General features: G+C 43.8%; 1 protein-coding gene. It reads right to left on the bottom strand.

Annotation, left to right across the window (positions count from 1 at the left end; translation table 11 throughout):
- A partial coding sequence (locus tag Q0791_RS25075; RefSeq protein ID WP_299011971.1) for a transposase occupies positions 1-432 on the bottom strand: 432 nt, incomplete at both ends.

Raw genomic sequence — 432 nt, 5'->3', positions numbered from 1 at the left:
GGTCATTGATGTCAACACTGAGTACGCCTTTCCATTAATTTGTCGACTGATCAGCCGGACTTCAAGCTCATCAGGTAACGCTGGCCATCGTTTTTTCGCATGTGGATTACTTTTTAATCGAACGATTTTATCATTACGCCCCAAGCTGCGGAGCACTTCATATTGCACATTTTTCTTCAATGGGAGCAGCCAATGCCGCTCGTGACCAGCAGATTGCCATTGATTGAGTAGCCCCAGTGAATAAAAACCGCGATCAAATAATGTTAAACTATGATCCGGTGTAGACTCGATAAGCTTTTCAGCTAATACCATTTCATTCACCCCATAATCATCAAATGCACTGGCGGTGATCAGGTGGCTACTTAATTCCATTTGGCAGACCATTCGCACTTGAGGGTATTGACTGTTTTTTTGTCGAGAAAAAGCAGTCGC

Origin of the sequence: uncultured Shewanella sp., assembly GCF_947495455.1 — a bacterium.
Taxonomy (GTDB): domain Bacteria; phylum Pseudomonadota; class Gammaproteobacteria; order Enterobacterales; family Shewanellaceae; genus Shewanella.
This window is presented reverse-complemented; position numbering and strand designations above follow the sequence as displayed.